Genomic DNA, 22,353 nt, shown 5'->3' with positions numbered 1-22,353 from the left:
GCGCTTCGGGTCGGCCCGGGCCAAATTCCTTGGCAAAGGAATTTGGCGCCCGGCTTAGGCCTTGCGGACGGGAAGCAGCCGTTCCGCGAGGCCCATCAGGCTCACGGTGAAGAGGATCCGCACCACGTGGTGCAGGCTGACCAGCGCCGGGTTGGCCGCGAGGCTGAGTGCGATGATAGACATCTCGGTCACGCCGCCCGGCGAATAGGAGATCATCAGCACGAGGAAATCGAGCCCAGTCACTTGCATAAGGGCCACCGCGAAGCCCGCGCCCAGCAGCAGCATCCAGCCCACCGAGAGCGCGCTGAGCCAGATCGACCGGCCGAGCATCCGGGCGCTCATCCCCGCGAACCGCACGCCCAGCGACACGCCCACCACCACCTGCGCCACGGCGATGAGCCAGAACGGCAGGTGCAGGTCCACCAGCCCGCTCAGGGTCAGCGCGGCACTGAGTAGCAGCGGCCCTGTGATCTGTCCCGCCGGCAGGTGGACCAGCTTCGCAAGGCCAAGCCCGCCCGCCGCCGCCAGCACGATCATCAGCAGCGCAAAGAGCGGCACCGGGCCTTGCGGTCCAAGGCTCGCCCCGGCTGCGCTGCCCACCGGGTGGCCCAGCCACAGCGACAAGGCCGTGGGCATGACCGAGATCACGAGGATGATCCTCAGGAACTGCTGTGCGGTGAGCAAGTGCAGATCGGCGCCTGCCTTTTCACCCATCACGAGGCTTTCCATCAGCCCACCGGGTGCCCCTGCAAAGAAGGCGGTGGGCGGGTTGTAACCTCCGATCTTTCGGAAGATCACGAAATTGCCTCCGTGGGCCAGCACCACGAAGAGTGCCAGCGCGCCGATCGACAGCGCGAGGCCGGCTGCCTCATCGAAGAGATGCGGCTGCACCTGCGTGCCGATCATCACCCCGATCAGGCCGATGAACCCGGTGCGGAATTTCATAGGGAAGCGATAGCCACTCAGCCCGCCATGCTGAAACAGCGCCGTGGCGATGGCTGCGCTGGCAAGGCTGCCCAGCATGAAGGGCATGGGAACATGGGCGATCTGCGCCATGAGCCCGCCGAAGCCACCGAAAGCCAGCAGCAAGGCGGTCAGGAGGATCATGCGGAGGGTCGGGGAAAGGCCAGTCATGCGAGTGAGATAGCGGAACTCTGGGAAGAATGCCAAGGGCCCGCGACATGGCACCTTTCCACCGGCCAGGCTGCGCTCTAGATCGGTGGAATGGACGCATCACCGCCCCCAGCGCTTTTCATCGGCTCCGAGGTCTACCGTGGCTCGATCTACGGCGCCCGTCACCCGCTCTCGATTGAGCGGGTGCCCGCCGCGATCGACCTTTCCCGCGCCCTTGGCCACCTGCCGGAGCGGGTTTACCGACAAAGCCCACGGGCGAAACCGGCGGCGCTCACCAGCTTCCACACCCCCGCCTACATCGCTGCTCTGGAAGCGGCAGAGCGGGGCGGTGCCGTCACGCAAGAGGTGCGCGAGCGCCATGGTCTAGGCACCCTTTCGAACCCGCTCTTTCCGGAGATGTTCCGTCGCCCCGCCACCGCGGTCGGGGGCGGGCTTCTGGCGGCCGAACTGGTCATGTCCGGCGCCGCGCGGGCCGTTTACAATCCCGGTGGCGGGACCCATCACGCGCTGGCGGATGCCGCCTCGGGCTTTTGTTTCCTCAACGAGCCGGTGATCACCATCCAGCACCTGCTGCGCCTCGGCGCGCGCCGCGTGGTCTACGTGGATATCGATGCGCATCACGGCGACGGGGTCGAGATCGCCTTTACCGGATCGGACGCAGTTCGCACGATTTCGGTGCACGAGGACCGTCGCTGGCCCTTCACCGGGGCGCTTGGCGACGATGCGGGGGGATCAGCCATCAACGTGCCGGTGCCACGCGAGTTCAATGACACCGAGTTCGCCCATGTTCTGGACAAGCTGATCCTGCCAGCCACGTCGGACTTCGCCCCAGATGCGGTGTTCCTGCAATGCGGCTCGGACGCTCTGACCGAGGATCCGCTGTCACGCCTTGCCTTGTCAAACAACAGCCATTTCCGGGCGGTCGCAAAGCTGGCCGCATTGGCGCCGAGGCTCATCGTATCAGGCGGGGGCGGCTACAACCCATGGACCGTGGCGCGTTGCTGGGCCGGGGTCTGGGCGACGCTATCGGGGCAATCAATCCCGGACCGTCTGCCGCATGAGGGCACGGCGCTGCTGTCCCGGCTGGTCTGGTCGCGCAAGGGCCGCCCCGCGCCCGAGCTGCTGACCACGTTGCGTGACGCGCCGCGTAACGGCCCGCTGCGTGACGAGGTGGGCTGGGGTGTCAACGTCTTGCGGGCGCGGCTCGGGCTCTCCGACTAGCCGCCGCGTCACCTACATGCAGGGCGAGAACCGGCGGCGCGACGGTTCCAGCTGCGTTAGCGCAGCAGGCGTGACGCGTCCTTGCGCGCAGCCGGGGTCAGCTTGGTGCCATGCTGGTCAAGGAAGGCCATGGCGCGGGGCGCGTCATGCTTTCCAAGATCGCGCAGCCACCAAGAAACGGCCTTCTGAATGAACCGGTCCCGGTCCGGGGCAAGCTCTGCCGCCCAACCGAGGATGCGGTCGCGGGTGGCAAAATCGGCATCGGACGGGTGAGGCAACTTGGCCCATGGCAGCGTCGCCACCAGTGCCGCGCGCCGGGTCCACATGTGGTCCGACGTCACCCAGCCCTCGACCGTCTCAAGCCGCGCGGGCTCCGCCACGAGCCGCCGCCCGATGGCCGAGGCGGCATGGTCGGCGATGGCCCAGCTGTCGAACTCCGGCACCCATGAGCGCAGCAAGTCCCAGACCGGCCCATCATCGCGGATGCGGGCCTGCGTGAGCAGCTTGGCGGCGACCACGCGGGCCTCAAAGATGTCCGTGGCCCACAGGGCGTCTGCTAGGGCCTGTCGTTCGGGCAGGGACAGCGTTCGCCGCCAGTCCTGTGCAAGATCGTTCAGCACCGAATTGGGGGTGCCGATGTAGCGGCGGGGCACCTTGTGGTACTCCGCCATCCCCTCGGCGCGGCCGGGGTCGGCCTGCGCCTCGATCTGCGCCAGCGCGTCTTCGGGGCTCATTCCACCGTCACGGATTTCGCGAGGTTGCGCGGTTGGTCCACGTCCGTGCCCTTGGCGACGGCGGCGTGGTAGGCCAGCAGCTGTGCGGGCACTGCATAGAGCAACGGTGCAAGCCGGTCATCCACATCGGGCATGATCACCGTCTGCCATGTGCCTTCCCCTGCAACTTCGGCACCTGCCGCATTGGTGACAAGACAGACCTTGCCGCCGCGCGCCATGACCTCCTGCATGTTCGAGACAGTCTTGTCGAAGAGCGCGTCGTGGGGCGCCATGACGATCACTGGAACAGTCTTGTCGATCAATGCGATGGGGCCGTGTTTCAGCTCTCCTGATGCATAAGCTTCGGCATGTATATAGCTGATTTCCTTAAGTTTGAGAGCGCCTTCATAGGCGAGGGGGTACATCAGGCCCCGGCCCAGGAACAGCACGTCTCGGGCCTCCGAGATCTTGATCGCCGCCGCCTCGATGGTGGCGTCCCGCTGGAGCGCTGCGTTGAACAGGCCCGGCAGGCTGCGCAGGTCGCTAAGCAGCGCAGAGCGGTCCTCGGGTGTCATCTCACCGCGCTGGCTGGCCGCCTGAATGGCGAGCAGAAGCAGCACGTTGAGTTGGCAGGTGAAGGCCTTGGTGGAGGCGACACCGATCTCGATGCCCGCATGGATGGGCAGTGCCACGTCACTTTCGCGGGCGATGGATGAGGTTTCCACGTTGACGACCGACAGGATGCTGTCCGCCTTGCCCTTGCAGTATCGCAGAGCAGCAAGGGTGTCTGCGGTCTCGCCGGACTGGCTAACGAAAAGCGATGCGGTGCCCGGCAGGATCGGCGGTTCGCGGTAACGAAATTCCGAGGCGACATCGACCTCGACCGGCAGGCGAGCGAGCTTTTCGAACCAGTATTTCGCGGTGAGGCAGGCATAGTAGGCCGTGCCGCAGGCCACCATGGTCAAACGATCAATCTTCGTGAAATCAATGGCCTGTTGGTCGATGTTGATCGTGTCGCCAACAAGGTAGGCGGACAGCGCATCCGCAAGGACCGTGGGCTGCTCGGCGATTTCCTTTGCCATGAAATGCTTGTAGCCGCCCTTGTCCACGCGGGCCGCATCAATGCGGATCTTGCGGGGCGCGCGCGCGGTTTCGCGGTTGTCCTCATCGAAGATCTGCGCGCCGGCGCGGGTGATGACCGCCCAGTCGCCTTCCTCGAGATAGGTGATCGTGTCGGTGAGCGGTGCAAGCGCAATGGCGTCCGAGCCGACGTACATCTGACCGTCCCCATGGCCAATGGCGAGCGGCGAGCCCTTGCGGGCGGCAATCATCAGATCCTCTTCGCCATCGAAGAGGAAAGCCAGTGCGAAGGCCCCCTCGAGCTTGCCAAGCGCAGCGCGAGCGGCGTCGGCGGGCGACAGGCCGGTGCTCAGCAGGTGGTGGACCAGCATCGCGACGGTCTCGGTGTCGGTGTCGGTTTCGGCGGTGATGCCCTCGGCGGCCAGCTCGGTGCGCAGCTCGCGGAAGTTCTCGATGATGCCATTGTGCACCACGGCGACGCCGCCCTTGCGGTGCGGGTGGGCATTCTTCTCGTTGGGCTCGCCGTGGGTGGCCCAGCGGGTGTGACCAATCCCGGACTTGCCGGCAAGCGGCTCGTGCACCAGCCGGTCGCTGAGGTTCACCAGCTTGCCCACGGCGCGGCGGCGATCAAGCTTGCCGGCGTTGATGGTGGCAATGCCCGCGCTGTCGTAGCCGCGGTATTCAAGGCGCTTGAGCGCCTCGACAAGGATGGGGGCCGCTTCGTGCCGACCCAGTACACCGACAATTCCACACATGCCCGTTATCCTTTGTTCTGCTTGGCCTTCTTGGCCTTCAGCATGTCCATGAGGCGGGTCGCAAAACCCGGTTTCTCGACCTGTTTCGCCCGTCCCAGCGCCAGCGCGCCCGGTGCCACGTCATCAGTGATGACCGAGCCGGAGCCGGTCATCGCGCCGTCTCCTACATGGACCGGCGCCACCAGCATAGTGTTGGATCCGATGAAGGCATTCTCGCCAATGGTGGTGCGGTGCTTGAAGACGCCATCGTAGTTGCATGTGATGGTCCCGGCGCCAATGTTGGTGCCCTTTCCCACGTCGGCATCGCCTATGTAGCTGAGATGATTGGCCTTTACGCCTTCGGAAAGGTAGGCGTTCTTGACTTCGCAGAAGTTGCCCACGTGGCTGTCTTCGGCCAGCTCCGCGCCGGGGCGCAGACGGGCGAAGGGGCCGACCACGGCGCCGCGGCTCACGTGGCAGCCCTCGAGGTGCGAGAATGCCCGGATGCGCGCCCCGGATTCCACCGTCACGCCGGGACCGAAGACGATGTTGGGCTCGACCTCGGTCTCGCGACCGATGACCGTGTCCCAGGACAGCCAGACGGTTTCAGGGGCGAACATTGCGACCCCTTCGGACAGCATCCGCGACCGGGTGCTGGCCTGGAAAACCTTTTCCGCCGCAGCCAGTTCCGCGCGGGAGTTCACGCCAACGGTTTCCGAGATGTCACAATGCACCACGCCGGATTTCAACCCACGCGAGCGGGCGATTGACACGATGTCCGGCAGGTAGTATTCACCCGCCGCGTTGTCGTTTCCGACAGCGGAAATTAGGCTCATGAGGGTCTGGGCATCGGCGGCAATAACGCCGGAATTACAGAGGTTTATCTTGCGTTCCTGATCTGATGCATCCTTCCATTCGACGATGCGAAGAAGGGTGTCGCCATCGGTGAGAAGCCGACCATAGCGCGCCGGATCCTCGGCTTCGAAGCCGAGCACGACCACGTCGTGTTTGGCGCGCGCCTGCGCCATCTTCTCGAGGGTCTCGTGGCTGATGAAGGGCGTGTCGCCATAAAGCACAATGGCATCGCCGTCGAAGCCTTCGAGCTCGGGGGCGGCCTGTGCCACCGCATGGGCGGTGCCGAGCTGGTCGGTCTGCAGCACCACGCGCGCCTCGGGGTCGTATTCATGCGCCGCCGCCGTCACCTCGTCCGAGCCATGTCCGGTGACCACCACCGTGCGTTCGGGGTCGAGTGACTGGCCGGCGCGCATGGCGTGCCACAGCATCGGCGCGTGCGCGATACGGTGCAACACTTTGGGTAGGTCGGACTCCATGCGGGAGCCCTTGCCCGCTGCAAGAATGATCAGGGCGATGCTCATGCTGGTTTCTCATTTGTGTTCTGCCTTCTTCGGTTTTATCGGTTCAGTGAGCAGGAGCAAGTCGGCGGGCATCACGTCTGATTTCGCCGTGTGACAGGAGAGACGATGACCCGGACCGTGATTTTCGACCTCGACGGTACGCTGGCGGACACCAGTGGCGATCTCATTGCCGCCGCCAACCGTTGCTTCGACGAGATGGGCAACGAAGTGCGTCTCGAGCCCGACCGCGATGCCGCGACCGCCATTCGCGGAGCGCGGGCGATGCTGAAGCTGGGGCTGGAGCGGGCCGGTGCCTACGATGCGGAGCTGGTCGAGACATGGTATCCGCGGCTTCTCGAGGTCTATGGCGAGGATATCGACATCCACACCCGCCTTTATCCCGGGGCCATGGCGGCGGTTCAGGCGCTGCTGGAGGCCGGGGACAAGGTCGGCATCTGCACCAACAAACCCGAGGCGCTGGCGGAAAGCCTGCTGCAGAAACTGGGGGTGCGGTCCTATTTCGGTGCCCTGATCGGCGCGGACACGCTGCCCGTCCGCAAGCCCGACGCGTGGCCCTATCGGGAGGCCGTCGCACGGCTCGGTGGCGAGATCTCGCGCTCCTGCCTTGTCGGTGACACCGACACCGACCGAAAGACCGCGTCAGCGGCGGGGGTGCCGTGCATTCTGGTGACTTTCGGGCCCGACGGCGACGGGGTGAAGGCGCTGTCGCCCGAGGGGATCATCGGCCATTTCGATGACCTCCATCACGAGGTCGCGCGCCTGCTGCCCTGAGCCGTTGACGCCCGGTTCGGCTCGGCGCATCAAGGGGGCATGAACACGCGTTTCACAGGCAATTTCACCCAGCAGGAGCCCATCCCAGAAGAGGGGATCGAGGCTGCGCTCGCCGTCCTGCGTCACGGCAGACTGCACCGCTACAACACCGCCCCGGGCGAGCTGTCCGAGGCTGCGCTTCTGGAGCAGGAGTTCGCCGCGCTGACCGGTGCGCGCTATGCGCTCGCGGTGGCGTCTGGCGGCTATGCGCTGGGATGTGCGCTGCGCGCCGTGGGGGTGCGTCCCGGCGACAAGGTGCTGACCAACGCCTTCACGCTTGCGCCGGTCCCCGGAGCGATTGCCGCGGTCGGTGCGGTGCCGGTGTTCGTGGAGGTGACCGAGGATCTGGTGATCGACCTTGATCACCTCGAGGCGCTGGCGGGCGAGGCGCGGTATCTCATGCTCAGCCACATGCGAGGCCATATCTGCGACATTGATCGGCTCATGGCGATCTGCGACGCTGCGGGGATCACGGTGATCGAGGATTGCGCCCACACCATGGGAGCCGCCTGGGACGGCGTTCCGTCAGGGCGGCACGGGGTGGTGGGCTGCTATTCGACCCAGACCTACAAACATGCCAACTCCGGCGAGGGCGGCTTTCTCGTCACCGACGACGAAGAGATCGCGGCGCGGGCGGTCATGCTGTCGGGGTCTTACATGCTGTATGAGCGCCATCTCGCTGCGCCGGGCCCGGAGGTGTTCGAGCGGGTGAAATACGACACCCCGAACGTGTCAGGCCGCATGGACAACCTGCGCGCTGCCATCCTGCGCCCGCAGCTGCGCGCGTTGCCCGAGCAGGCCGCACGTTGGAACGAGCGCTATGATGCGATGGAGCGGGCCCTCGGCGGCACGCCGGGGCTGCGGCTGGTACAGCGCGAGGCCAGGGCACAGCCGGTGGGGTCGTCTTTCCAGTTCCTGCTGCCCGGCTGGGCCGACACGGCGGTGCAGGCGGTTCTGGACCGCTGCGCCGAGCGGGGGGTGGAGCTCAAGTGGTTCGGTGCCGCCGAGCCGCAGGCCTTCACCTCGCGCTACGACAGCTGGCGTTATGCCCAAAGCCCGGCGCTGCCGCGCACCGATGCGGTGCTGGCAGGACTGGTCGATCTGCGCTTGCCACTTACATTCAGCTTGGACGACGTCGCGCTGATTGCCTCGATCATTCGGGCCGAGGTTTCTGCCGTCTGGCAGCAGGCCTGAGCGCGCGCCCAGCAAGAAAGAAAGACGAGACACATGCCTGACCACGACAGGATCCCCGAACTTGCGCTTGAATGGCACCGTGAGGGCCGTGGCGCAGTGATTGCCACGGTGATCCAGACCTGGGGCTCGGCCCCGCGCGGCATCGGCTCGCAACTGGTTGTTTCGGGGAATGGCGAAATTGAAGGATCGGTCTCGGGTGGCTGCGTCGAGGGCGCGGTCATCCTCGAGGCGCAGGAGGCGCTGGAAGACGGTACAAAGCGTGAGCTGGAGTTCGGCGTGTCTGATGGTGATGCTTTCACCGTCGGTCTGGCCTGCGGCGGCACCATCCGCGTACTGGTGGAGCCGGTGGGTTCGGTGATCTCCGAGGCGCTACTGGAAGAGCTCTGCGCCCTGCGCGCCTCTCGGACTCCGGTGGCGCTGGTATCGAACCTCGACACCGGTGAGCGACGGCTGGAGCGCGAGGGTCACGACGAACGCTTCCGCCTCGACAAGTCCGGCTTTGCCGAGGACGGGCGGACCTTCGTGGCCATTCATAACCCGCCGCTGCGTCTGCTGGTCGTCGGCGCGGTGCATATCGCGCAGGCACTGGTGCCCATGGCGCGGATCGCTGGCTTTGATCCGTTGGTGATCGACCCGCGCGAGACCTTCGGCGCCAGCAGCAGGTTCCCGGGCGAGACGGTTGTGAACGACTGGCCCGACGATGTGATCGATGAGATGGGAATCGACGCGCGCACCGCCGTGGTGCTGCTGAGCCACGATCCCAAGCTGGACGACCCGGCGCTGATCCGGGCGCTGAAGTCTGAATGCTATTACATCGGCGCGCTCGGGTCGCAGCGCACCCAGGGCCTGCGGCGTGAGCGCATGGCCGAAGCTGGCTTTACCGAAGACGAGATTGCGCGCATCCACGGGCCGGTTGGGCTGTCCATAGGGTCCATGGGGCCGGCGGAGATCGCCGTTTCGATCCTGTCCGAAATGATTGCGGTGCTGCGCAAGGCGGTCTGATTTGCACCCGCTGGTGCCAATGCCATCTCGCGAGGAGCCAGAGAGCAAACGGCGGTCATGGGGAGGCGCAGGGCTTTGCCGGTGCCGAACGCGAAAGCGGCTTGTGGGAGTGCCAAGAGGAGATTTGGCAATGACCTGCTCCCCAAGGTCAAGGTGGGCCTAAGGTCGCCACCGGACGAGCCTTTCGTAAGAATACTTCAGCACCGAGAGTGACTGCAGGAGGCCAGGTGAAGGTGGCCGCGTCGTGATGGCAGGTGTGATGCGCTGTGGGCAGCACCCCCGGCTTGAACCTTGCCAGAGCGCGACTGCAGGGCTTCGGCCAATTCAGTCGCCATCACTTCGACCGGGCGAAGACTGGATCAGGCAAAGAAAAACCCGCCGTGACTGCGGCGGGTGATCCTTGCGGTGGCCGGTATCGCACCGGCCATGCCTGAAGCGGTGCCGTTACTTGGCAAGCGGCCCGATCATCATGATCATCTGGCGGCCTTCCATCTTCGGCATGTTCTCGACCTTGCCAAGCTCCTTGACGTCCGCTGCAACGCGTTCGAGCAGCTCGCGGCCAAGGTTCTGGTGCGCCATCTCGCGGCCCCGGAAGCGCAGGGTGACCTTCACCTTGTCGCCGTTCTCGAGGAACTTGTAGACGTTGCGCATCTTGACATCATAGTCGTGCGTGTCCGTGCCGGGACGGAACTTGACCTCTTTGACCTCGATGATCTTCTGCTTCTTGCGCGCTTCGGATTCGCGCTTCTGCGTCTCATACTTGAACTTGCCGAAATCCATGATCTTGCAGACCGGCGGAGTCGCGTTCGGAGAAATCTCAACAAGGTCGAGACCGGCCTGCTCGGCCAGTTCCATGGCGCGGCGCGGCTGCTGAACACCCAAGTTCTCGCCTTCGGCGCCGATCAGGCGGATTTCGGGGGCCCGGATACGGTCGTTGACGCGGGGGCCGGTGTCGCGCGTTGGGGGCGCGTTGTGAGGTCTGCGGGCTATGGTATCGGTCCTTTTACCGTGAATACTTTGAGGGCGGAAAATAGTCCTCGCAGCCCCGTGTTTCAAGCGTCAAATCCGCGGAAAGCCGCCGTAACGACAGCGGAACGTCTCTCAGAGGGGGCAAATCGGCGCCGTTACGCCCCACGCAGCCTTGTGACGCCCTCGGTTCGTGCGCAAATCCACATGCGATGACGCGGGCCGGAGGCATCCGTCCCGCGATGCACAGACACTCAAGACACCTGATTCAGGGGGAACACATGCAAAAAATCCTGGCGCTTATCGTCGGCCTCATGGCCGTAGGCGGGCTCACCTACGCGCTGCGCGATGCGCCGGCCGAAGAGGCCGTGCAAGCCGAACCAGCGGCCACGGCGTCGCATTCGCCCAAGCCCAACGTGCCGGATGCCGAAGTGGACGGGACCCCGCCGATCACCGAAGGCAGCCCCCCCGAGCCGTCGGCGCAGACCGTGGGCGAGGCCCCGGGCGAGGATGCTGGGGCCGCGCTTGACGAGGCTGCCGGTGAAGTGGGCCGCCGGCTCGAAGTTGCCGGTAAGGCCGCTGCTGCCACCATTGGCGGGGTGCTCGGAGAGATGGGCGAGACGCTGGATGATAGCCTCGACGCCATGGCGCGTGACAACGACGGGGCAGACGGCACGGGTGACCTTGGCCCCGAGGCCGGACATACCGCCCAAGCTGAAGATACCGGTGAAGATAGCTCCGACGTGGGCGATGGGCCGGCAAGCGCTCCAGAGGGCGTTCTGCCCGACAATCATACCTCCGAACCGGGCACTTCGCCGGCCGACCGGCCGGATAGCTCTGCCGAGACGCAGCAGGCCGCTCCGGATCAGGCTGAAGCGGACTCCAAGGGCAGCGATGCCGCGCCATCTGAGACGGCCGATGTCCCTGACAAGGATGAACTCGACAGGCTGCTCACGGTCGAGGGGTTCGACTACGACAGGGTCATAGATTACGTGGAGGGGGCCGATCTGAGCCCTCTTCTGAAGCGGACCACGCAGAGCACGCTGGAAGGCGCTCGCGACAATCCTGTGCTGCTTGAGGCGGCGCTGTCCATTCTGCGCGGGCAACTGGTCCAATGACGCGCAGATAACCCGTCATGCGGCGCTGCAAGCATTGGAGGTTAGGGGCGTCAGTCCGTGACTTCCGCCATCACATTCTTAAACGTGCATTTATGTTTTCGGGGTGGTTGACGGTTAAATCGTTTTATTGGATTAATGACCAAATCGAAATTCAATCGCCAAGACTACGGAGACGGGCATGATGGCCCATAGAAGGTTCTGTTGCGCTCTGGCTTGTGTCGGGGCGCTCTGGATGGGGGCCGTGCTGATGGCATGGGCTCTGGGCTCGGGCATGGAGCCGTTGGTGCGCAGCTCTGCGCGGCGGGCGGCCATGGTTCCGGCAACAGCGCTGTGCCTTGCCGCACTTTTCGCGGCGACGGGTCTGTCGGGGTTGCGCACGGAGCGATCGCTGAACTGGTCCGGGGGGCTGTCCAGCGCGGTGCTCCTGATCGCAATGAGCTACCTTGTGTCCAATATCCTTGACCAGCCGCAGCCCGACCATGTCCTGTTTCGGGACAAGCTTGCGGCGGGGGATCGGATGTCCATGGGCACATCGCTGGGGCTTGTTCTAGGCGCCTTCGTGACTTGGCTGAGCATTAAGGAGAAATGCAATTTCCTTGCCTTGACGCTGAGCATCCTTGGCGTGTCGGTCGCTGTCACGATCCTGCTTTGCAATTCCTTCGTGCCTGGATCGCTCTTCTCAGTCCCGGCGCTTGAGGGCATGTCGGTCTACACCGCAGCTGCGTTCATCATGCTTTTCCTCAACGTGCTGCTGGTTCTGGATGGCGAGCATCTCGAACTGGCCAAAGACTGAGATACCTCGCGTTCAATGGCCACAGGCGGATGCCTACCCGTGCGTCGGGCGCAAGGCGGCGGACTTTGTCGAGTGGTGTCACCAGAGCGCGGCGGCGGCCCACGCAAGGAAGCCTGACGTCAGAAACAAAAAAAAGGGACCGGCATCGGGGCCGGTCCCTTTTTCATCTGGTGCGAGGTGGGGGCGATGTCCTCTACGACGGTCAGTCGAGGAACGCCTTTTCCACCACGTAATGCTTGGGGTCGCTGTTGGCGCCTTCCTCGAGGCCGTATTCCTCGAACATCTCTTTCAGTTCGAGGTTGAAGGCGAGGTTGCCGCAGATCATCGCCCGGTCGGTTTCCGGGTTGAGAGGCGTCACGCCCAGATCGGCAAACGCTTCGCCCGAGCGCATCAGGTCGGTGATGCGGCCCATCTTGGGGCTCTCTTCGCGGGTGGTGGTGGGGTAGTACTTGATCTTTTTCCAGAACCCTTCGCCGATCACCTCGTTCAGAAGCTCGTCGGTCTTGAGGCTCTCGATCAGGTCCGCGCCGTATTTCAGCTCACCGGCCTCGCGGCAGGTGTGGGTGATGATGACCTCGTCGTAGTCCTCGTAGGTCTGCGGCTCGCGCAGGAGGGACGCGAAGGGCGCAAAGCCGGTGCCTGTGGCAAAGAACCAGATGCGCTTGCCGGGCAGCAGTGCGTCATGCACCAGAGTGCCCACGGGCTTGGGGCGCATGATGATCTGGTCGCCCACCTTGATGTGCTGCAGCTTGGAGGTCAGCGGGCCGTCCTGCACCTTGATCGAGTAGAACTCCATTTCCTCATCCCAGGACGGGGAGGCGATGGAGTAGGCGCGCAAGAGGGGCTTCAGCTTGCCGGTCTCGGGATGCGGGTCGCCCATCAGGCCGATCATCACGAACTCGCCGGAACGGAAGCGCAGGCTCGCGGGGCGCGTCACCCGGAACGAGAACAGGCGGTCGGTCCAGTGCTTCACTTCAGTTACGGTCTGCGCGTCAGGCAAGACCGGCTTTTTCGGCGCGTCGGCCGGGGTCGATTGGGTGTCGGTCACGGCAGTCATCTCGGTCATGGTTTCAGCATCGCGTATCGTTCGTGTGCAAACGATGCGCGACTCCCTTTGTAGAACGTGTGTCGGTATATGGGAAGTCAGCTTAACCGCGCAGGCGCGACTGGTAGTCGTGTTGCTGCCAATTTGCGCGGAACTGCCATTCGGCTTCGGGCTGGCGGGCGGCCAGCTCGTCGCTGATCTCGACCTCGTCAAAGCCCGACCGGCGGGCCATGGCGTACTGGTCTGAGATCACGTGTCCCTTCGCGCGCAGCCGGCCCTGATAGCCGCGCAGACGCAGCAGGCGGGCGAGGGTAAAGCCGCGCCCGTCCGCGAAGGACGGAAAGTCCACGCGGATCATCTGCACGGCATCATCAAAGCTGAGCGCCTCGGGATCGGTGTCCGAGGGAAGATCAAGCGCGGTGCCATTGCCGAAGCCGGCGGTCCAGTCGTCGAGGCCGAAGCCCGTGTCGGTGACGATGACGGTCATGTGTCGGATCCTGTTCTTGCGGGGCCACCATTGCCGAAATGGATGCCGCATTCGGTTTTTTCTTCGCCGCGCCAACGTCCGGCGCGGGGGTCTTCGCCCGGGGCGACCTTGGAGGTGCAGGGCATGCAGCCGATGGACGGGTAGCCCTGCGCCACCAGCGGGTGCCGGGGCAGGCGGTTCTCGTCCATGTAATTGCGCACGTCCTCCGGCGACCAGTGGGCCAGGGGATTGACCTTGATGCGGCCGGTTTCCTCTTCGAGTTCGAAGAATTCGAGGGTGGCCCGGGTCGATGCCTGAAAGCGTTTGCGCCCAGTGATCCATCCGTCAAACCCCTGAAGAGCGTTCTCGAGCGGGACCGTCTTGCGCAGGGCGCAGCAGGCGTTCTTGTCGGTTAGGCGCAGGGCGCCCATGGGATCTTGCTGCGCCAGCGTCACCTCGTCGGTGCGAAGCACCCGCACGTCCCGCAGGTGCAGCCGTTCGGCCACCTCCTGCTGGTAAGCCAGCGTTTCCGCGAACAGCAGGCGGGTGTCGATGAACAGCACCGGGGTGGTGCGGTCGATCATCGCCACGAGGTGCAGCAGCGCCACGGATTCCGCCCCGAAGGACGACACCATGGCGATGTTGCCGGATTCCGCGTCATTCAGCGCTCCGGTCAGCACCGAGGTCGCGCCGTGATGACGATAGCGGGAGTTGAGCGCCGCTACACGGGCGCGCAGATCTTCGATCTGCGCGGGATCCGGGGCTGGGCTGACCGCTGCTGATGTGTCTGGCGAAAGCTGGCTCATCAGGGTCACGCTGCGCGGGCCTTCTTGCCTGCCTCCTCACCGTAGAGCGCGGTCTTGAACGGCGCCATGCCGGTGCGGCGGAAGGTCTGGAGGAAGGTTTCCTCGGGGGAGGTGCGCTCCTTCATGTAGGTTTCCACGATGCGTTCGATGGCCGGGACCACCCCTTCGGCTGGGAAGCCCGGTCCGGTGCGCTCGCCGATGGCGGCGGTTTCGGTGGCATCGCCGCCAAGGGTGATCTGGTAGTTCTCCACGCCCGCACGATCGAGCCCGAGGATGCCGATGTGGCCCACGTGGTGGTGGCCGCAGGCGTTGATGCAGCCCGAGATCTTGATCTTGAGCTCGCCGATGTCGTTCTCGATCTTCAGCTCATCGAAGCGGGTCGCGATTTCCTGCGCGATCGGGATCGAACGGGCGGTTGCTAGCGCGCAGTAGTCCATGCCCGGGCAGGCGATGATGTCCGAAATCTTGCCGATGTTGGCGGTGGCAAGGCCATGCGCCTTCAGGATCTTGTGGACCTGCGGCAGGTCGGACTTGTGAACATGCGGGAGCACCACGTTCTGCTCGTGGGTGATGCGCAGCTCGTCATGGCCAAAGTCGCGGGCCAGCTGTGCCATCACGCGCATCTGCTCGGCGGTGGCATCGCCAGGGGTGGCACCGTGCGCTTTGAGAGAGATCTGCGCGATGGCGTAGCCCGGTGCCTTGTGGGCCGAAAGGTTGCTGTCGGCCCAGGCGCGGAACACCGGGTCGGCATCATAGGCGGCGGTAAAGTCATCTTCCGGCGCGTTGCGGAAGGCAGGCGCGGCGAACTGCGCCTTGATCTCATCGAAGATCGCCAGATCGGTGCCGTCGAAGGCCTTTCGGGTTTCCTCGAAACGGGCGTCGACGCGGGCGCGGATGTCCTCGATGCCGTGCTCGTGCACGGTGATCTTGATGCGCGCCTTGTACTTGTTGTCGCGGCGGCCCAGCAGGTTCCAGACCGAGACCACGGCCTCGACGTAAGGAAGCAGCTCTTGCTGCGGAACGAAGGACGCGATTTCCTTGCCGATCATCGGAGTCCGGCCAAGGCCGCCACCTACGAGCACGCGATAGCCGATCTTGCCGTCCTTCTCGACGACCTGGATGCCGATGTCATGCGCCTTGATGACCGCGCGGTCCTGCTCGGCGCCGGTGACGGCGATCTTGAACTTGCGCGGCAGGAACTGGAATTCCGGGTGGTCGGTGGACCACTGGCGCAGCAGCTCGGCCACGGGGCGCGGGTCCGCGACCTCGTCGGCAGTGGCACCGGCGAAATGGTCCGCAGTCACGTTGCGGATGGTGTTGCCAGAGGTCTGGATGGCGTGCATCTGCACCTCGGCCAGCGCGTCGAGCATATCGGGAATGTCGCGCAATTCCGGCCAGTTGTACTGGATGTTCTGCCGGGTGGTGAAGTGGCCGTAGCCCTTGTCCCACTTTTCCGCCAGCAGGGCGAGCGTATCCATCTGGGCACCGTTCAGCGTGCCGTAAGGGATCGCCACGCGCAGCATGTAGGCGTGAAGCTGCAGGTAGAGACCGTTCATCAGCCGCAGCGGCTTGAACTCGTCCTCGGTCAGGTTGCCGGCAATGCGGCGTTCGACCTGTGCGCGGAACTGGCGGTTCCGTTCGGCCACGAATGCGGCGTCGAAATCGGTGTAGCTGTACATCTGGTCTCTCCCGCAAATTCCTGTGGCAGGAATTTGCAAATCTTTCTCAAAGATTTGCGCCCGAGGGGTCAGGCGCGCTCTTGTTTGCCGTGGCTGTAGTTCGACGGGCCTGTCGCGCGGAAAGCCTCGCGGAAATGGGTGGGTTCGGGGCCGCTGTCCGTGGGGGCCATGTCGGCGAGGTACACGCCCACGGCCTCGGATGCACGCGATTGCGCATCAAGAAGGCGCATCTGTGCGATGGCCTCGTCAGTGATGATCTCGGCATCGGCCAGGTCACGGACCCATGTATCATCGGCACCAAGGTAGATCACGTCACCCTCGAGCAGGGCGTTCGCGGTGACGACTTTGGGGGTAAAGGCTTTGGGCATCAGGAAACCTCCTGTCTGGAGCGGATATCAGGCACGGCAACAGAGGGCGCAAGGCCCAGCAGCATGACGGCGGGGCCGTCGAAGGTAGCGGCCTCCATATCTGCGGCAAGGGTGGCCAGCGTGCTGGCAAGGCGGCGTTCGGTGGGGCGCGAGGCGTTCTCGACCACGGTGACCGGGGTGTCGGGGGCGGCGCCGTGCATCATCAGGCGCCCCTGCAGGAAACGCGCGGCGCGCTTGCCCATGTAGATGCCCGCGACGGCGCCGGGGGCGGCCAGCGCGCGCCAGTCCTGTTCCGCAAAGCCTTTCACGTCATGGCCGGTCAGCAGCCGCAGCTCGCTGTTGCGGCCCCGGCGGGTGAGCGACAGTCCAAGCGAAGCAGCGGCGGCGGTGGCGGCGGTAAGGCCCGGCGTCACGTCATAGGCGATGCCAGCAGCGTCCAGCGCCGAGGTTTCCTCGTCGAGGCGGCCGAACACACCCGGATCACCGGCCTTGAGCCGCACCACTCGGTCGTGGCGGCCAGCCTCGGTGATCAGCAGCGCGTTGATATCGTCTTGCTTCATCGAGGGACCAAAGCCGTGCTTGCCCACGGGCACAAGCCGTGCCTGCGGTCCGGCAAGGGCGAGGATCTCGGCAGGGACAAGCTGATCGTGCAGGATCACGTCGGCCTCGGCCAGAAGGCGGGCGGCGCGCAGGGTCAGCAGCTCGGGATCGCCGGGTCCGGCGCCGACGAAGGCCACGTGGCCTGCGGTCTGGGTCTGCTGTGCCATAGGCGTTGGCTCCGCTTTGGTCGTAAACTGAGGTGTTATATAGAACATTGTCCTGCATATTGCCTAGGAGGGGGCGGTGTATAAGGAATTGCTCCTGAGTATGGGCGCTGGTATGGGAAATTTGTCCAATAACTCACAGCAAAGGGGAAACCCGTGCAGATCGACGAGATCGACCGGAAAATCCTTCGCGAACTGCAATCCGACGCGGGTCGTTCGCTTGACGAGATCGCCCGTGCGGTGGGGTCCTCCAAGACGCCGGTGTGGAACCGCATCCGAAAGATGCGCGAGGCTGGTGTCATCGGCCCGCAGATCGTCGTGGCCGATCCCGATATGCTCGGGTTCGAGGCCTGTTTCTTCGTGCTCGTGCGCACGTCCGAGCATGACAGTGACTGGCAGAAGCGGTTTCTGCATGCAGTCCGCTCGCGGCCCGAGGTGATGGAAGCGCACCGGCTGGCGGGCGATATCGACTATATACTCAAGGTGCGGGTGCAGAATGCGCGGGCCTACGACGTCTTTTATCAGGCGCTGATTTCGGAAGTGCGGGTGCACAATGTCACCGCGCTTCTGTCCATGGAAGAGATCAAGAACACCACGTCTCTGCCGGTCTGAGCTGCCTGCCTGCCACCGTTTTGCGGCCTTGCGTCAATGAGGTTCACTGAGAGGGGCGGCGCGAAATGGGGGGCGTCGCGGCGGCTGTTTCCGGGAGAACCCAGTGGCCGTATCTGGCCTGACCGCAGCCGAGCGGACTGGCCCGATGTGGCAAAAGGTGCCGAGTGAGAACAGGCGCACTGAAGCAGTCGGGTCAGAGCGTGACCCGCAAGCTCTCCAGCCCATGGAAGTGATAGAGGTCTGCGAAGCGGGGCGGTTCGGTCAGCCGCATCCGTGGCAGCCGCTCGAAGAGGATGGGCAAGGCAGTCTGCAGCTCGAGCCGCGCCAGCGGCGCACCGATGCAGAAATGCGCGCCTCCGCCAAAGGCATGATGGGGGCGGGGCTCCCGACCGGGGGCGAAGACATGCGGGTCAGTGAACACCTCTGGGTCTCGCCCGGCAGCGCCTAGCAGCAGCGCCACCTTGTCGCCGCGCGCAAAGCGGTGACCATAAAGTTCTGTGTCCTCATAGGCGTAGCGGGTGAACATATGCAGCGGCGGATCGTGGCGCATGATTTCTTCGGCCGTGCGCGCGGCAGTGGCCTCGGTCACCGTCATGTCATGGGACAGCAGCAGCGCGATACCGTTGCCCATGGTGTGCACCGTTGCCTCGTGCCCGGCGTTGAGGAGCAGGATGCAGGTGGCAATGAGCTCATCGAGGCTCAGCCGCTCGCCCTCTTCCTCTGCGGCAATGAGCTGTGACAGCAGGTCATCGCGGGGGGCGCGGCGCCGGGCGTCCACGTAGCCGCGAAGGAAGTCGGCGAAAGCCTCGGCGGCGCTGGCTGCGGCGTCCTCTATGGCACGGGTGCGCCGCGCCTGGTAAATCGCCACCATGTCGTTCGACCAGCGCAGAAGCTGCGGGGCCATGTCGTCGGGTACGCCCAGAAGCCGGGCGATGACGATGACCGGGATCGGCTGGCAGAAGGCGGTCAACAGGTCCACATCGGGGCCGTCGAATCCGTCGATCAGCCCGTGCGCCAGTGCGGCGATCTCGGGTCCGAGACCCGCGATGCGGCGGCTGGTAAAGGCGCGCAGAACAAGGCCGCGCAGGCGGGTGTGGCGCGGCGCCTCCAGCTCCAGCATCGAATGGTCCTCAATCCGGTAGAAAGGAGCGAGGTGATCCGGCACCGGCTGCGCCAGCTCCGCCGGGATCTCTCGACCAAAGCGCCGGTCGCGCAGCAGCGCATGGACCGTCCGGTGCGAGGTGGCGCAGACAAGGCTGTAATCCTCCCAGTACGCCAGATCGCCGGAGGCGCGCATCCGGTCGTAGAACGGGTAGGGGTCTTGAACGAAGGCGGGATCGGTGGGGGATTGGGAAAAGCTGCGCATGGGGTGATGCCTTGCACCGCCGCCGCTTCCCGCGCAAGGCCGGGGTTGCTATGAAGCGCTCATGACGCACCCATACCGCAAACGCCGCGCCCTCGTTCTGGCCATGGGTCTGATCGCCATCGCGATCACCACGGGGGGGCTGTGGCGCAGTGCCTACATCCAGGGGCTGGAGCCCGTGGCGGCCCGCGGGCTGAGCGATCTGGAACTTGCCTCGGACCGGCTTGTCACCCAGTTGCAGCGGTTCCGCGAATTCGCCGTGCTGACCGCCGACCACCCGGCACTGGCGTCGCTGCACTGGGGGGCGGACCCGGCGGGAGCCGAGGCGATGCTGCTGCGCGCTGCCGACCGGTCGGGAGCGGTGCTGGCGGCCTATCTCGACGCCGAAGGCCGCATCCTTGCGCAATCGGGGCCTGGCTTGCCCCGTGCCGTGATCGAGGGCGCGCCCTTCAGCCGGGCGCTCGACGGGGCTCTGGGCATATCGCACGGCGCCGGGCCGGGCGATATCGAGAGGGCGTTCTACTTCGCCGCGCCCTCCTTCGGGCCGGGTGGCGGGGTGCGCGGCGCCCTGGTGGTGGCGGTGGACATGGCACGGCTGGAACAGGTCTGGCGCGGCTCACTTCCGGCGGTGTTCTTCACCGACAGCAGCGGCGAGATCTTTGCCACCAACCGCTCCGAGCTGCTGCACTGGCGGCGAGTGGGCACGCAGGTGATGTCGCCCGATGGTGCGCTCAAGGAGCTGAGCTTGCGTCATCCCGGCGGTCACACGGTCTGGGTTCAGCGGTTTTCACCTTACATTCCCACCCGCGCCCTGCGGCTGCAGCTGGAGCTGCCGGTGATCGGCATGACCGGCGTTCTGCTTGTGGACATCACCCCCGCCGAGCGGCTGGCCGGGCTGCAGGCCGCCGTCGTCGGCGCGCTGCTGCTGTTCTTCGGCACAGTGCTGTGGCTGGCCTTCGAGCGCCGCCGCACCCTCTGGCTGGCCAATGCCGAACTCGAAGAGCGGGTGTCTGCCCGCACCCGCGCGCTGGAGCAGAGCAACGTCGCCCTGCGCCGCGAGATCGCCGAGCGGCAGGAGGCCGAAGCCGCGCTCACCCGCGCGCAGGCGGAACTGGTGCAGGCCTCCAAGCTCAGCGCCCTTGGCAAGATGAGCGCGGGCATCAGCCACGAGCTCAACCAGCCGCTGATGGCGATCCGCAGCTTTGCCGAGAACGGCGCGGCCTTCCTCGAACGGGGACGGCAGGACCGGGCGGCTGAAAACCTCGGGCGGATTTCCGACATGGCCAGCCGTATGGGCCGCATCATCAAGAACCTGCGCGCCTTCGCCCGCGCCGAGCCCGAGCCGGCCCGAAGGGTCGGTCTTGCGGCGGTGGTGGAAAGCGCGCTCGAGGTGCTGGGCCAGCGCATCGCCACATCAGGGGTCGAGATCGATTGGCAGCGCCCGGACCGCGCCACGGTGGTGATGGCGGGCGAGGTGCGGTTGGCGCAGGTGGTGGTCAACCTCATCGCCAATGCCATGGACGCCATGAAGACCAACTCGGACCATCAGGATGCGGAGCGGCGCATCGTGATCCGCGTGGCCCATGACGATGCGGACGGGCTCGTGCGCCTGACCGTACGCGACACCGGGCCGGGGATCTCTGATCCGTCGCGCATCTTCGATCCGTTCTATTCCACCAAGGAGGTGGGGGGCGAAGAAGGGATGGGCCTCGGGCTGTCGATCTCCTATGGCATCGTCGAAGGTTTCGGTGGCCGCCTCAGGGGCGAGAACGCGGACGGCGGTGGCGCGGTATTCACCGTCGAACTGCTGCAGGCGGGCAAGATGGGAGAGACAGCATGAGCGTGCGCAAGGTGCTTCTGGTGGATGACGATGCAGCGGTGCGCGAGGCGCTTGGCCAGACGCTGGAGCTGGCCGATTTCGACGCAGTGACCGCTGGCAGCTTCGTCGAGGCCAAGGACCGCATCCGCCCCAGCTTTGAGGGGGTGATCGTGTCCGACATCCGCATGCCGGGGCGCGACGGGTTCCATCTGCTGGATTATGCCCATGATCAGGACGCCGACCTGCCGGTGATCCTGCTTACCGGCGAAGGCGACATCCCCATGGCTGTGCGCGCCATGTCCGCGGGCGCCTTCGATTTCCTCGAAAAACCCTGCGCACCGCAGGATCTCATCACGGTGATCGAGCGGGCGCTGCGCGACCGGGGGCTGGTGCTGGAGAACCGCCGCCTGAAGGCGCAGCTGGAAACCGGCGATCCGGCGGCGCGGATGATCTTCGGCATCTCGCCCCAGTCGGAAACCCTGCGGGCGCAGGTGCGTGCGGCGGCGCGGGCGGGCACCGACGTGCTGGTGCGCGGGGCTCGGGGGACCGGTATCTCGAAGGTGGCGGAGGTCATCCACCTGTCCTCGAGCGCCGCCAAGGCACCGTTCGAGAAACGCTCGTCTGCAGGGCTGGGGCGTGATGTGCTGTCCGAGCTCTGGACTGCCTGCGCCGGGGGCACGCTGTTCCTCGACGAGATTGGGCAGCTGCCCATGGACACCCAGCTGGCCCTTCTGGACTTTCTCGAAGAGGGCGGCGCACGGCTGATCGCGGGTACGGTCGAGGATCTTGGGCAGGCAGTGGAGGCCGGGCGCGTGTCAGCCGAGCTTTACTACCGGCTCGAGGTGATGCCGGTGCGCATCCCGGCGCTTGCGGACCGCCCCGAAGACATTCCCGTGCTGTTCCGCCAATATGTGGCGCAGGCCGCCGAACAGTCAGGGCTGTCCGCACCCGAGATCGGCGAAGATGTGGTGGCCTCGCTCATGGCGCGCGACTGGCCGGGCAACGCGCGTGCGCTGATGTCCGCCGCCATGCGTTTCGTGCTAGGCCTTGGCGAGGAGGCCAGCGGCGACGAGGCGCTGGGGCTGGTCGAGCGCATGGCACAGGTGGAACGCTCTCTGCTGGCGGATGCGCTGCGGCGCACCGGCGGGCAGGCCAGCGCCGCGGCCGAGCTGCTGAAGCTGCCGCGCAAGACCTTCTACGACAAGCTGGCGAAATACGGGATGAAGGCCGAGACGTTTCGCTAGACGGCAGCATTTCGCCATAACTGCAGCGCATCTGAAGGTCGGCGGG

21 protein-coding genes are annotated in these 22,353 nt (G+C 65.4%); 9 read left to right on the top strand and 12 right to left on the bottom strand.

Annotated elements, in window-relative coordinates; translation table 11 throughout:
• Nucleotides 1–54 precede the first annotated feature (54 nt).
• Nucleotides 55–1,107, bottom strand: a complete 1,053-nt coding sequence (locus tag IEX41_RS12775; protein WP_188790643.1) for an AbrB family transcriptional regulator — start codon at nucleotides 1,105–1,107, stop codon at nucleotides 55–57.
• Between the two features lie 117 nt (nucleotides 1,108–1,224).
• Between IEX41_RS12775 and IEX41_RS12770 the strand changes: the two genes are divergently transcribed.
• On the top strand, nucleotides 1,225–2,355 hold the full coding sequence (locus tag IEX41_RS12770; RefSeq protein ID WP_188790642.1) for an acetoin utilization protein AcuC: 1,131 nt from the start codon (nucleotides 1,225–1,227) through the stop codon (nucleotides 2,353–2,355).
• Between the two features lie 56 nt (nucleotides 2,356–2,411).
• Here the strand turns inward: IEX41_RS12770 and IEX41_RS12765 are convergent, their stop codons facing one another.
• From IEX41_RS12765 to glmU, 3 genes are read right to left on the bottom strand one after another with little or no spacing between them, the layout of a single operon-like run.
• Complete coding sequence (locus tag IEX41_RS12765; protein WP_188790641.1) at nucleotides 2,412–3,089, bottom strand: DNA alkylation repair protein; 678 nt, start codon at nucleotides 3,087–3,089, stop codon at nucleotides 2,412–2,414.
• Nucleotides 3,086–4,903: a glutamine--fructose-6-phosphate transaminase (isomerizing) gene (gene glmS / locus IEX41_RS12760; RefSeq protein WP_188790640.1), complete on the bottom strand. Its 1,818-nt coding sequence runs from the start codon at nucleotides 4,901–4,903 to the stop codon at nucleotides 3,086–3,088. The genes IEX41_RS12765 and glmS overlap by 4 nt, the downstream gene beginning before the upstream one ends.
• A 5-nt stretch (nucleotides 4,904–4,908) precedes the next feature.
• A complete protein-coding gene (glmU, locus tag IEX41_RS12755) occupies nucleotides 4,909–6,258 on the bottom strand; it encodes a bifunctional UDP-N-acetylglucosamine diphosphorylase/glucosamine-1-phosphate N-acetyltransferase GlmU (protein ID WP_188790639.1) in 1,350 nt (449 codons plus the stop codon).
• A gap of 105 nt (nucleotides 6,259–6,363) precedes the next feature.
• On the opposite strand from glmU, the gene IEX41_RS12750 reads away from it, so the two are divergent.
• The 3 genes from IEX41_RS12750 to IEX41_RS12740 are packed head-to-tail and all read left to right on the top strand — an operon-like array spanning nucleotide 6,364 to nucleotide 9,264.
• The gene (locus tag IEX41_RS12750) at nucleotides 6,364–7,029 is read left to right on the top strand and encodes an HAD-IA family hydrolase (RefSeq protein WP_188790638.1); all 666 of its coding nucleotides are present in this window, start codon (nucleotides 6,364–6,366) and stop codon (nucleotides 7,027–7,029) included.
• Nucleotides 7,030–7,068: 39 nt separating this feature from the next.
• Nucleotides 7,069–8,262: a DegT/DnrJ/EryC1/StrS family aminotransferase gene (locus IEX41_RS12745; protein WP_188790637.1), complete on the top strand. Its 1,194-nt coding sequence runs from the start codon at nucleotides 7,069–7,071 to the stop codon at nucleotides 8,260–8,262.
• A 33-nt stretch (nucleotides 8,263–8,295) separates the two neighbouring features.
• A complete protein-coding gene (locus IEX41_RS12740; RefSeq protein ID WP_188790636.1) occupies nucleotides 8,296–9,264 on the top strand; it encodes an XdhC family protein in 969 nt (322 codons plus the stop codon).
• A 444-nt stretch (nucleotides 9,265–9,708) separates the two neighbouring features.
• Here IEX41_RS12740 and infC read toward each other — a convergent pair whose 3' ends face one another.
• Nucleotides 9,709–10,254, bottom strand: coding sequence for a translation initiation factor IF-3 (gene infC / locus IEX41_RS12735; protein WP_188790918.1), 546 nt, complete (start codon nucleotides 10,252–10,254; stop codon nucleotides 9,709–9,711).
• 257 nt (nucleotides 10,255–10,511) lie between these two features.
• On the opposite strand from infC, the gene IEX41_RS12730 reads away from it, so the two are divergent.
• Entirely contained in the window at nucleotides 10,512–11,348 is an 837-nt protein-coding gene (locus IEX41_RS12730; RefSeq protein ID WP_188790635.1) for an ICP22 family protein, read from the top strand.
• Nucleotides 11,349–11,526: 178 nt separating this feature from the next.
• A complete protein-coding gene (locus tag IEX41_RS12725; RefSeq protein ID WP_188790634.1) occupies nucleotides 11,527–12,141 on the top strand; it encodes a hypothetical protein in 615 nt (204 codons plus the stop codon).
• Nucleotides 12,142–12,343: 202 nt separating this feature from the next.
• On the opposite strand, the gene IEX41_RS12720 is transcribed toward IEX41_RS12725, so the two are convergent.
• The 6 genes from IEX41_RS12720 to cobA all read right to left on the bottom strand — a co-directional run bounded on the left by IEX41_RS12720 (nucleotide 12,344) and on the right by cobA (nucleotide 17,272).
• Complete coding sequence (locus IEX41_RS12720; protein ID WP_188790633.1) at nucleotides 12,344–13,207, bottom strand: ferredoxin--NADP reductase; 864 nt, start codon at nucleotides 13,205–13,207, stop codon at nucleotides 12,344–12,346.
• Nucleotides 13,208–13,289: 82 nt separating this feature from the next.
• Entirely contained in the window at nucleotides 13,290–13,673 is a 384-nt protein-coding gene (locus tag IEX41_RS12715) for a DUF934 domain-containing protein (RefSeq protein WP_188790632.1), read from the bottom strand.
• The gene (locus IEX41_RS12710) at nucleotides 13,670–14,458 is read right to left on the bottom strand and encodes a phosphoadenylyl-sulfate reductase (RefSeq protein WP_188790631.1); all 789 of its coding nucleotides are present in this window, start codon (nucleotides 14,456–14,458) and stop codon (nucleotides 13,670–13,672) included. The genes IEX41_RS12715 and IEX41_RS12710 overlap by 4 nt, the downstream gene beginning before the upstream one ends.
• A 5-nt stretch (nucleotides 14,459–14,463) precedes the next feature.
• On the bottom strand, nucleotides 14,464–16,137 hold the full coding sequence (locus tag IEX41_RS12705) for a nitrite/sulfite reductase (RefSeq protein WP_188790630.1): 1,674 nt from the start codon (nucleotides 16,135–16,137) through the stop codon (nucleotides 14,464–14,466).
• Between the two features lie 68 nt (nucleotides 16,138–16,205).
• Nucleotides 16,206–16,505: a DUF2849 domain-containing protein gene (locus IEX41_RS12700; RefSeq protein ID WP_188790629.1), complete on the bottom strand. Its 300-nt coding sequence runs from the start codon at nucleotides 16,503–16,505 to the stop codon at nucleotides 16,206–16,208.
• Complete coding sequence (gene cobA, locus IEX41_RS12695; protein ID WP_188790628.1) at nucleotides 16,505–17,272, bottom strand: uroporphyrinogen-III C-methyltransferase; 768 nt, start codon at nucleotides 17,270–17,272, stop codon at nucleotides 16,505–16,507. Before cobA ends, IEX41_RS12700 begins: the two co-directional genes overlap by 1 nt.
• 153 nt (nucleotides 17,273–17,425) lie before the next feature.
• Between cobA and IEX41_RS12690 the strand changes: the two genes are divergently transcribed.
• The gene (locus tag IEX41_RS12690; RefSeq protein WP_188790627.1) at nucleotides 17,426–17,881 is read left to right on the top strand and encodes an Lrp/AsnC family transcriptional regulator; all 456 of its coding nucleotides are present in this window, start codon (nucleotides 17,426–17,428) and stop codon (nucleotides 17,879–17,881) included.
• A gap of 193 nt (nucleotides 17,882–18,074) precedes the next feature.
• Here the strand turns inward: IEX41_RS12690 and IEX41_RS12685 are convergent, their stop codons facing one another.
• On the bottom strand, nucleotides 18,075–19,247 hold the full coding sequence (locus IEX41_RS12685) for a cytochrome P450 (protein WP_188790626.1): 1,173 nt from the start codon (nucleotides 19,245–19,247) through the stop codon (nucleotides 18,075–18,077).
• A 61-nt stretch (nucleotides 19,248–19,308) separates the two neighbouring features.
• Between IEX41_RS12685 and IEX41_RS12680 the strand changes: the two genes are divergently transcribed.
• Both IEX41_RS12680 and IEX41_RS12675 read left to right on the top strand, forming a co-directional pair.
• Nucleotides 19,309–21,084, top strand: a complete 1,776-nt coding sequence (locus IEX41_RS12680; RefSeq protein WP_188790625.1) for a sensor histidine kinase — start codon at nucleotides 19,309–19,311, stop codon at nucleotides 21,082–21,084.
• A complete protein-coding gene (locus tag IEX41_RS12675; RefSeq protein ID WP_188790624.1) occupies nucleotides 21,081–22,307 on the top strand; it encodes a sigma-54-dependent transcriptional regulator in 1,227 nt (408 codons plus the stop codon). The genes IEX41_RS12680 and IEX41_RS12675 overlap by 4 nt, the downstream gene beginning before the upstream one ends.
• Nucleotides 22,308–22,353: the final 46 nt, after the last annotated feature.

Origin of the sequence: Salipiger pallidus, assembly GCF_014643635.1 — a bacterium.
Classification (GTDB): Bacteria; Pseudomonadota; Alphaproteobacteria; order Rhodobacterales; family Rhodobacteraceae; genus Salipiger; species Salipiger pallidus.
This window is presented reverse-complemented; position numbering and strand designations above follow the sequence as displayed.

Coding starts and splice junctions, on each gene's coding strand:
- IEX41_RS12775 (WP_188790643.1), bottom strand. CDS start 1,107: ATGATCCTCCTGACCGCCTTGCTGCTGGCTTTCGGTGGCTTCGGCGGG.
- IEX41_RS12770 (WP_188790642.1), top strand. CDS start 1,225: ATGGACGCATCACCGCCCCCAGCGCTTTTCATCGGCTCCGAGGTCTAC.
- IEX41_RS12765 (WP_188790641.1), bottom strand. CDS start 3,089: ATGAGCCCCGAAGACGCGCTGGCGCAGATCGAGGCGCAGGCCGACCCC.
- glmS (WP_188790640.1), bottom strand. CDS start 4,903: ATGTGTGGAATTGTCGGTGTACTGGGTCGGCACGAAGCGGCCCCCATC.
- glmU (WP_188790639.1), bottom strand. CDS start 6,258: ATGAGCATCGCCCTGATCATTCTTGCAGCGGGCAAGGGCTCCCGCATG.
- IEX41_RS12750 (WP_188790638.1), top strand. CDS start 6,364: ATGACCCGGACCGTGATTTTCGACCTCGACGGTACGCTGGCGGACACC.
- IEX41_RS12745 (WP_188790637.1), top strand. CDS start 7,069: ATGAACACGCGTTTCACAGGCAATTTCACCCAGCAGGAGCCCATCCCA.
- IEX41_RS12740 (WP_188790636.1), top strand. CDS start 8,296: ATGCCTGACCACGACAGGATCCCCGAACTTGCGCTTGAATGGCACCGT.
- IEX41_RS12730 (WP_188790635.1), top strand. CDS start 10,512: ATGCAAAAAATCCTGGCGCTTATCGTCGGCCTCATGGCCGTAGGCGGG.
- IEX41_RS12725 (WP_188790634.1), top strand. CDS start 11,527: ATGATGGCCCATAGAAGGTTCTGTTGCGCTCTGGCTTGTGTCGGGGCG.
- IEX41_RS12720 (WP_188790633.1), bottom strand. CDS start 13,207: ATGACCGAGATGACTGCCGTGACCGACACCCAATCGACCCCGGCCGAC.
- IEX41_RS12715 (WP_188790632.1), bottom strand. CDS start 13,673: ATGACCGTCATCGTCACCGACACGGGCTTCGGCCTCGACGACTGGACC.
- IEX41_RS12710 (WP_188790631.1), bottom strand. CDS start 14,458: ATGAGCCAGCTTTCGCCAGACACATCAGCAGCGGTCAGCCCAGCCCCG.
- IEX41_RS12705 (WP_188790630.1), bottom strand. CDS start 16,137: ATGTACAGCTACACCGATTTCGACGCCGCATTCGTGGCCGAACGGAAC.
- IEX41_RS12700 (WP_188790629.1), bottom strand. CDS start 16,505: ATGCCCAAAGCCTTTACCCCCAAAGTCGTCACCGCGAACGCCCTGCTC.
- cobA (WP_188790628.1), bottom strand. CDS start 17,272: ATGGCACAGCAGACCCAGACCGCAGGCCACGTGGCCTTCGTCGGCGCC.
- IEX41_RS12685 (WP_188790626.1), bottom strand. CDS start 19,247: ATGCGCAGCTTTTCCCAATCCCCCACCGATCCCGCCTTCGTTCAAGAC.
- IEX41_RS12680 (WP_188790625.1), top strand. CDS start 19,309: ATGACGCACCCATACCGCAAACGCCGCGCCCTCGTTCTGGCCATGGGT.
- IEX41_RS12675 (WP_188790624.1), top strand. CDS start 21,081: ATGAGCGTGCGCAAGGTGCTTCTGGTGGATGACGATGCAGCGGTGCGC.